Below are 1830 nucleotides of genomic sequence, written 5' to 3'. Positions count from 1 at the left end.
ATTAGTTTCCCGGCATAATCTACTACATAAACATATGAACCATTTTCATAATAATGGCTTCCTAAAAGTTTCTCTAATATATTGGGCTGATCGAGATAAATGGCTCCTCCCAAAAACCCCTTATACTCACCGTTTTCAAAAAGTGGAACACTAATAAATATAATTGGTTCTCCTTCAATTCCAACGTAAGGGTGAGAGATTATTTTCCTCTTTTCCTTAATAGCTTGCATTGCTCCAATCGATGTCAACTCTTCCCCAACCAACTCACGGCTCGGAGAGGATGCACCTAGTATGACACCTTCTGTAGAGGCGACCGCAACAGAATCAAATGTATTCGTTTCTGTTCTAATCCGCTCGGCTAACGCATTCATTTGTGTTTGTGAGGAAGGGTCATCAAGGAGAGATAGGACTACTTCCGCATTAACTTCTAATGTGTTTAATATTTCCCGTAAATAAGTATCTGTAGTGGACGTCAACTTTTGGACATATGCGTAGTTAGCTTCTAGAGTAGAATGTATTAATTTTTGTTTATGCACTTGATATGCCACCGTAGTACTCGTTAGAAAGGTCAACGCAATTGCCAGTATTGCCACGACTTGAATCAAGGTTTTCAAGGACCATCTCATTTGTTTCCCATTCTCCTTTTCCCTGTGGTGCTATCCTCCTATTATATCCATAGAGCGAAGAGATGTTATGAGATTTTCTTCATTTTTAATACAATATATACCAGTAATTAGAATGTATTCCCGCCTCTTATCGACATTTCTTAATAGGAAATACCTACTCTGAATCCCTTATGATTTTGTTTCGATAGTTCATCATAAGCGAACGCAGCAGTATCACCGGTAGAGATCTTGGCGCCATCAATCGGTAAGTACTCTCTTTCCGTCCGATAATTGCCGCTTGCTTCCCCATCTGGTAAATAGGTTGGGCATACTATCGTCCAATCTAAGCCGGAATCTTTCAACATAGTAAATACTTTATGGTGCTCCTCCGCCGCAAATGTCAATTTACGATGGGATTCATTCGATTGATAACGTAACTTGGACGGTTCTGTTCTACTATTCAATATACCTGCCGTTCCAATCGTTACGATTCTTTTGATTCCGTATTCTTTCATCCCTTCAATAATGGCTGGCATTGCTTCTGTCAATGTGGTTGTTTTGTCAGTGCCAAGTGCACTTACGACTGCGTCGGCACCCGCCATTGCTTTTTTTACTGCATCGGGGTTCCGTACGTCTCCTGCAATGATCGTCAGCTTTTCTTGAGGTTTGCACTTCTCAGGTGATCGAACCAAAGCTGTTACTTCATGACCGTCAGTTAATGCACGACGAACGATCTCACTACCTGTACGGCCTGTTGCTCCAAATAGTACAATCTTCATCTACTACATCTCCTATGTTCAATTTATTGTTAGATACTCTTCATGTTTTACATTCGTGCTTTGCGTTAAATATGAGTGAAGCACTGGCAACAATAAACGGTGCTTTTTTATTTTAATATGATGTAAGCTTCGCCCAGCGTTGCAGTGCGTAAATTCCTCGTTGGAAGAATGTCAGGCTATTTTGGTATTCTTCTACATCCAGAGTGTATAACGCATCTTCGTTATTCCATATCCTATCGAAATACGCGTTGATTTCATCTGTCAGCTCGCTGTCTGTTGGTGCTATAATGCGCAGATTCGCCTCCAAGTTATAATCACGTAACGTGCGCTCCGTTATATTGGAAGATCCGTTTGTAATATATGTTTTGTCTGCGGTCTGTACCGTTACTAACTTGGTGTGATATTGACCGATTACGGTATTGTACCAACGCACTTTGATTTTATCG

General features: G+C 40.6%; 3 protein-coding genes. All 3 read right to left on the bottom strand.

Features of this window, described 5'->3' with window-relative positions:
- On the bottom strand, nt 1-626 hold a 626-nt coding region (locus tag CVD27_RS18505), incomplete at its 3' end, for a PDC sensor domain-containing protein (protein ID WP_180960349.1).
- A gap of 140 nt (nt 627-766) precedes the next feature.
- A complete protein-coding gene (locus tag CVD27_RS18500) occupies nt 767-1384 on the bottom strand; it encodes an NAD(P)-dependent oxidoreductase (RefSeq protein ID WP_101649385.1) in 618 nt (205 codons plus the stop codon).
- Between the two features lie 112 nt (nt 1385-1496).
- Nucleotides 1497-1830, bottom strand: a 334-nt coding sequence (locus CVD27_RS18495; RefSeq protein WP_257984426.1) for a phospholipase D-like domain-containing protein, incomplete at its 5' end; no start/stop codon positions are given.

Source organism: Neobacillus cucumis (genome assembly GCF_002860255.1).
Lineage (GTDB): Bacteria > Bacillota > Bacilli > Bacillales > Cytobacillaceae > Neobacillus > Neobacillus cucumis_A.
Note: the sequence above shows the minus strand (reverse complement) of the source record. Positions and strands in the feature narration are given on the sequence as shown.

Bases quoted from the DNA above. Each gene is read 5' to 3' on its own strand.
- CVD27_RS18500 (WP_101649385.1), bottom strand. From the start codon at position 1,384: ATGAAGATTGTACTATTTGGAGCAACAGGCCGTACAGGTAGTGAGATC.